Below are 6,574 nucleotides of genomic sequence, written 5' to 3' on the forward strand. Positions count from 1 at the left end.
GGCCGCTCTCGCAGCAGACGTCGCTCGAGGGTGAGACGCGGCGCGACGACCGTCATGGCGCCGGTGTCGGCTCCGGCACGCCCCTGAAGTCGGAGTGGTGCGTGTCGATGCCGCCGAATCGGGCGAGCGGCCAGGTGACGAGGAACGCGCGACCCACCACGTTCTCGAGGGGGACGAAGCCCTTGCCCGGCTCGTCCTGGTTGTACCGCGAGTCCTTCGAGCGGTCCCGGTTGTCCCCGAGCACCCAGAGCGAGCCGTCGGGTACGACGACGTCGAAGGGGTCGGCGGAGGCGGCGCTGGCCCCCGGCGTGAGCTTGAGGTAGTCGGACTCGTCGATCGGCACGTCGTTGACGGTGACCTGGCCGATCGGGTTGCAGCAGACGACATGGTCGCCCGGGAGTCCGATGATGCGCTTGATGAGGTGGTCGTCGGAATCCGGCGCCGACAGGCCCACGAGCGACAGCATCCAGTCGGCGGCCTCGACGACCGGGGGCCGCGGGGGATCGGTCGACGGGGGAAGCCATCCGCCGGGATCGCGGAACACCACGACATCCCCTCGCTCGTACGCGCCGAAGCGCGGCGTGACCTCATCGACGAGGATGCGGTCGTTGATCAGCAGCGTGTCCTCCATCGACCCGGACGGGATGTAGAACGAGCGGACCACGAAGGTCTTGATCAGGAACGAGACCAGCACCGCGACCAGGATGATGACGAGCACATCGCGGAGGAAGACGACCCAGCCGCGCTTGCGCGGCCTTCCCGCCGCGCTCGATGCTCGGGTCGAGGGCGCCGTCGATCCGTCGGAAGCCGTGTGTTCGGTGGTCAATGGAATCCTTCACTCCTGGCTCACCGAACATCGGGGAGCCGCACATCAAGAATCCCATACTCGCACCGACAACAAGACACCCCACGGCCAAGGCCGCGGGGTGTCTGTGTGGATCGGGGACGCGATCAGTAGTCGCGCTTCTCCTTGATCTTGGCCTTCTTGCCGCGCAGGTTGCGGAGGTAGTACAGCTTCGCGCGACGCACGTCACCGCGGGTGACGACCTCGATGTGGTCGATCACGGGGCTGTGCACGGGGAAGGTGCGCTCGACGCCCACCTGGAAGCTGATCTTGCGGACCGTGAAGGTCTCGCGCACACCGTCTCCGGAACGGCCGATGACGTGACCCTGGAAGACCTGGATGCGCGAGCGCGTGCCTTCCGTGATGTTCACGTGCACCTTGACGGTGTCACCGGGGCCGAACTCGGGAATGTCCGAGCGGAGCGAGGCCGCGTCTACGGCGTCGAGGATCTGCATGATCTGTTCTCTCTGCGGCCGCCACAGGTCGTCCGCGATGTATGAAGTGAAAGGGTGTTGTGCGGTGGGATCTTCCGACCCTCGGTTCCCCTGAGGCAGAACGCGATGCACGACCCGGGTCGGTGACCCGGAGCCGTCACGGCACGAAGATCCATTCTGCCATGGATGCCGCGGCCGGCCAAACGCGGGCCGCGCGACCTAGGACGCCGGCGGACGCTCCGTGATGACGATCACGTCGTGCTCGGTCGCCGCCTGGCGCGGTGGGGCGGGCGGCGGAATGTACGCGGTCGGATCGGGTCCCGTGGTGCGGAGCACCACCGTGCCCGGCCGCGCCTCGCCCAGCAGCTCCCGGAGCGTGAGCCAGAACAGGCCGATGCCGACGAGAACCGCCCCCGCGAAGGCCGCCCAGAACCATGCGGGGTTGAAGAATCCGCACGCGATCGTGAGACCGTGCCAGAGCGTGAAGCCCGCGACATCCCACCACGACACCGCTCGCTGAGCGCGCACCGTCCCCCGGGCGCGCACAAGCAGTGTCAACGCGAGCTGTCCGACGAACACCGACGGGATGGCGAGGAAGATCACCCAGACGAACGCCCAGCCACCGGCCTGGAAGACGCCCCATCCGATCAGCAGCCACAGCGGAAGGATGAAGGCGGCGGGAAAGAGCCAGCCGAAGAAGACGCGCCGCAGCCACATGCCTCGATGGTACGCCTGAGAGCGGCGCCGAAGTCCGGTCCGTCCTTCGCGCAAGGCATCCTCACAGCCCGTTGCCGAGGCATCCGACAGAATGGATGCCGGAGCGAGAGGAATCCCGATGATCGAACTGCGCACGCCCGCCGAAGTCGAGGCCATGCGCCCGGCAGGCCGGTTCGTCGCCGAGACGCTGGCGACGCTGCGCGAGGACACGAAGGTCGGCACCAACCTGCTCACGATCGACCAGCGCGCCCACGAGCTGATCCGCAAGGCCGGCGCCGAGTCGTGCTACATCGACTACCACCCGTCGTTCGGCGCGAGCCCCTTCGGCAAGGTGATCTGCACGTCGGTCAACGACGCCGTGCTGCACGGACTCCCCCACGACTACGTCCTCCGCGACGGAGACCTGGTGTCGCTCGATTTCGCGGTGTCGGTCGACGGGTGGGTCGCGGATTCTGCGGTCTCGTTCGTAGTGGGAACGCCTCGCGATGAGGACCTGCGGATCATCGACACGACCGAGCGAGCGCTGGATGCCGCCATCAGGGCCGCCACGATAGGCAACCGCATCGGCGACATCTCGGCATCCATCGCGAAGATCGCCCACGGCGAGGGGTACTCGATCAACACCGACTTCGGCGGGCACGGCGTCGGGCGCATCATGCACGGCGACCCGCACATCCCGAACGACGGCCGGCCGGGCCGGGGCTATCCGCTCCGCCCGGGACTGGTCATGGCACTCGAGCCGTGGTTCCTGCAGACCACCGACGAGCTCATCACGGATGCGGACGGCTGGACGCTCCGCAGCGCCGACGGCTCCCGCGGCGCGCACTCGGAGCACACCATCGCCGTCACGGCGGACGGGCCGCTCATCCTGACCGACCGGAGTTTCCTAGGCGTCAGCTGAGAATCTCCTCCCGCTCGAAAGGCGCGGCGGTGCCGCGCTTCGACGAGCGGGCGCTCCTCGGCACGCACTTCTCACAATCGGGCCCGCGGACGTGTGCGTAAAACGTTCGCTCGGCGAAACGCATCGCGCCCAGGCGTGGAAACACGCGATTCGTAGCGTCGTGGGAACGGACACAAGGCCAGGAGTCCTGACAGGGATCTCGACCCCGAGGAGTGCACATGCCCCGCTCGAAGCACACGGACCACGCCGGAGACGGCGAGACGGCTCCCGTCGATCGCCGGAAACACAACGCACACAGCGACGCAACACGCGACGGCTACCGTGCAGACATGGTCGAGCAGCAGGGCCACCAGCCAACCCAGCACCGTCACGCCGTCGTCGTGGGCGCGGGAATGGTTGCGCACCGCTTCGTCGAGAGCCTGCTGACCCGATCCGAAGAAGGCTGGAAAGTCACCGTCATCGGTGAAGAGCCCCGGCACCCCTACGATCGCGTCGCCCTCACGTCGTTCTTCGGTGGAGCCACTCCCGAAGACCTGACGCTCGATCAGTCCTTTCTCGACACCGACCCGCGCGTCCGGTTCGTGCGCGGCGATGCGGTCGCCCGCATCGACCGCGCGGCGACCCGGGTGACGACGGCGAGCGGACTCTCCGTCGCCTACGATCGCCTCGTGCTCGCCACCGGCTCCTACGCGGCACGGCTCGCCGTCGACGGGTTCGACCATGACGGCTGCTTCGTCTACCGCACGCTCGACGATGTCGATGCACTCCGCGCGTTCGTGGCCCGCCGGTCTGCCGAGCTCGGCCGCGAGCTCAAGGGCATGGTCATCGGCGGCGGGCTGCTCGGGCTGGAGGCCGCCGGCGCCATGCAGGGGCTCGGCGTCGAGTGCACCGTCGTGCAGTCCTCTGCCCGCCTGATGTCGGCGCAGCTCGACGACCGGGGCGCGTCATCGCTCCGCCGCCTCATCGAAGCCCGCGGCATCAACGTCAAGACCGAAGCCGTCACCACCCGTCTCGACGCCGACGGCAGCGGCTCGGTCGTCGCGCTCGAATTCCGCGATGGCTCGTACGAGCCCGCCGACGTCGTCGTCTTCACCGTCGGCGTCCGCCCGCGCGACGAGCTCGCACGCAAGGCCGACCTCGACGTGCACGCGCGCGGCGGCGTCGTCATCGACGACTCCTGCCTCACCTCCGACCCCCGCATCCTCGCGATCGGGGAGGTCGCGAACTTCGACGGAATGTGCGTGGGCCTGGTCGCTCCCGGTTACGCGATGGCCGAGGTCGCCGCGAACCGGCTCCTGGGTGGCGACGCCACCTTCCCCGGTTACGACCTGTCGACGAAGCTCAAGCTGAACGGGGTGGATGTCGCGAGCTTCGGAGACGCTTTCGCCGAAACGCCCGGCGCCCTCGATGTCGTCTACGCCGACCCGATCGCGGGGGTCTACAAGAAGCTCGTCCTCTCGGATGACGCCAAGACTCTGCTCGGGGGCATCCTGGTCGGCGACGCCAGCGCCTACGGCATGCTGCGTCCCCTCGTCGGCGGCGCCCTCGGCGGCGACCCCGCCGCGTACCTGCTCCCCGGCGACATCGAGCTTCCCGCGGGCGGCGACCTCCCCGACGATGCCCTCGTCTGCTCGTGCAACAGCGTCACGGCCGGCACGATCCGCTGCGCCGTCACCGACGATGGCTGCACCGATGTCGCGGGAGTGAAGGCCTGCACCCGCGCCGGAGCCGCCTGCGGCTCGTGCCTCCCGCTCGTCAAGAAGCTCGTCGGCGCCGAGCTCGCCCGCTCGGGCGCGGAGCTCAGCACGGCGCTCTGCGAGCACTTCTCGTTCTCCCGCGCTCAGCTCTTCGATGCGGTGCGCGTATCGGGGCTGCGCACGTTCAGCGGCATCATCGAACGCTTCGGCAGCGGCCGCGGCTGCGACATCTGCAAGCCCGTGCTCGCCAGCGTGCTGGCCTCCCTCGGATCCGGCCACGTGCTCGATGGCGAGAACGCCACCCTGCAGGACACCAACGACCACGTCATGGCGAACATCCAGAAGGATGGCTCGTACTCGGTGGTCCCCCGCATCGCCGGCGGCGAGATCACGCCCGAGGGCCTGCTCGCGATCGGGCAGGTCGCGAAGGACTTCGGGCTCTACACGAAGATCACCGGCGGCCAGCGGATCGACATGTTCGGTGCCCGCCTCGAGCAGCTCCCCGAGATCTGGGGTCGGCTCGTCGACGCCGGCTTCGAGTCGGGGCATGCCTATGGCAAGTCGCTGCGCACGGTGAAATCCTGCGTCGGCTCGACGTGGTGCCGGTATGGCGTGCAGGACTCGGTGGGCATGGCGGTGCAGCTCGAGCTGCGCTACCGCGGGCTGCGCTCCCCCCACAAGATCAAGCTCGGCGTCTCGGGCTGTGCGCGCGAGTGCGCGGAGGCCCGTGGCAAGGACGTCGGAGTCATCGCGACCGAGGCCGGATGGAACATGTACGTCGGAGGCAACGGCGGCTTCACGCCGCGCCACGCCGTGCTGTTCGCCGAGGGGCTCGACGATGCCGCGCTGCTCCAGGCGATCGACCGCTTCCTGATGTACTACGTGCGCACCGCCGACCGCCTGCAGCGCACCGCGCCCTGGTTCGAGGAGATGGAGGGCGGCATCGATGCCCTCCGCGCGGTGATCTTCGACGACAGCCTCGGCATCTGCGCCGATCTCGACGCCGCGATGGCCTCGCACATCGAGCACTACGAGGACGAGTGGGCCGCGACCCTCGCCGACCCCGACAAACTGCGCCGCTTCGCCTCGTTCGTGAACGCGCCGGAGACCCCCGATCCCTCGCTCGCCTACACGCTGGAGCGCGATCAGCCCCGTCCCGCCACCGATGACGAGCGCGCCGGCAGCGGCGTCCTCATCGCCGGCACGACCCTGGAGGTGCGCCGGTGACCCTCATCGACCAGCCCGGAACCGAGGCACCCGAGACGACATCGTCGTGGGTGAGGGTGTGCACGGTCGGCGATCTCGAGGTCGAGCGCGGCCGCGCCGCGCTTCTCGACGGCCAGCAGATCGCGCTGTTCCTCCTGCACGACGGGCGCGTGCACGCCGTGCAGAATCTGGACCCGTACAGCGGAGCGCATGTCATGTCGCGCGGCATCGTCGGCAGCAAGCAGGATGCCCCGACCGTCGCCTCCCCCATGTACAAGCAGGTCTTCGACCTGCGCACGGGCGCATGCCTCGACACGCAGGGCAAGGATCCTAAGAGCCTCCGCGTCTGGCCGGTGGCGATCGACGGCGAGACGGTACTCGTGAAGTGGAGCGACCGATGACGACGATGCTGGGCATCTCACTGGCGGGCCGACGCGTCGTCGCCGTCGGCGGCGGGGATGTCGCCGCCCGGCGCATCCGCCGGTTCCTGGCCGATGGGGCCGACGTGGTGGTCGTGGCGCCCGAGCTCTCGGCCGCGACCCGGCGCCTGGTCGATGACTCCGGACTCGAGTGGCGTGCCCGCGCCTTCCGCCCCGAAGACCTCGATGGCGCCTGGCTCGCGCACACCGCGACCGGCGACCAGCGCGTCGATGACGATGTGGCGGCGACCTGTGAGGACCGCCGCATCCTGTGCGTGAACGCCGGCGACGGCGCCCACGGCAGCGCACGGCTTGCCGCGGAGACCCGCTCGGGCGACAGCATCGTCGGGGTGGTC

At 69.2% G+C, this 6,574-nt stretch carries 7 protein-coding genes; 4 read left to right on the top strand and 3 right to left on the bottom strand.

Annotation, left to right across the window (positions count from 1 at the left end; all coding sequences use genetic code 11):
* Positions 1-52 precede the first annotated feature (52 nt).
* From lepB to VNT50_RS02565, 3 genes are all read right to left on the bottom strand, one after another.
* Complete coding sequence (gene lepB / locus VNT50_RS02555) at positions 53-826, bottom strand: signal peptidase I (RefSeq protein ID WP_325483534.1); 774 nt, start codon at positions 824-826, stop codon at positions 53-55.
* Between the two features lie 125 nt (positions 827-951).
* Positions 952-1,299, bottom strand: a complete 348-nt coding sequence (rplS, locus tag VNT50_RS02560; protein ID WP_325483535.1) for a 50S ribosomal protein L19 — start codon at positions 1,297-1,299, stop codon at positions 952-954.
* 198 nt (positions 1,300-1,497) lie between these two features.
* Positions 1,498-1,995, bottom strand: coding sequence for an MFS transporter permease (locus VNT50_RS02565; RefSeq protein WP_325483536.1), 498 nt, complete (start codon positions 1,993-1,995; stop codon positions 1,498-1,500).
* 118 nt (positions 1,996-2,113) lie between these two features.
* Between VNT50_RS02565 and map the strand changes: the two genes are divergently transcribed.
* The 4 genes from map to VNT50_RS02585 all read left to right on the top strand — a co-directional run.
* Complete coding sequence (gene map / locus VNT50_RS02570; protein ID WP_325483537.1) at positions 2,114-2,896, top strand: type I methionyl aminopeptidase; 783 nt, start codon at positions 2,114-2,116, stop codon at positions 2,894-2,896.
* Positions 2,897-3,225: 329 nt separating this feature from the next.
* Positions 3,226-5,820 (top strand): nitrite reductase large subunit NirB, encoded by a 2,595-nt coding sequence (nirB, locus tag VNT50_RS02575; protein WP_325483538.1) that lies wholly within the window; start codon positions 3,226-3,228, stop codon positions 5,818-5,820.
* Positions 5,817-6,200 (top strand): nitrite reductase small subunit NirD, encoded by a 384-nt coding sequence (nirD, locus tag VNT50_RS02580; RefSeq protein WP_325483539.1) that lies wholly within the window; start codon positions 5,817-5,819, stop codon positions 6,198-6,200. The genes nirB and nirD overlap by 4 nt, the downstream gene beginning before the upstream one ends.
* Positions 6,197-6,574, top strand: a 378-nt coding sequence (locus VNT50_RS02585) for a precorrin-2 dehydrogenase/sirohydrochlorin ferrochelatase family protein (RefSeq protein ID WP_325483540.1), incomplete at its 3' end; no start/stop codon positions are given. The genes nirD and VNT50_RS02585, both read left to right, overlap by 4 nt.

The sequence above is a fragment of the Microbacterium sp. genome (assembly GCF_035554235.1).
Lineage (GTDB): Bacteria > Actinomycetota > Actinomycetes > Actinomycetales > Microbacteriaceae > Microbacterium.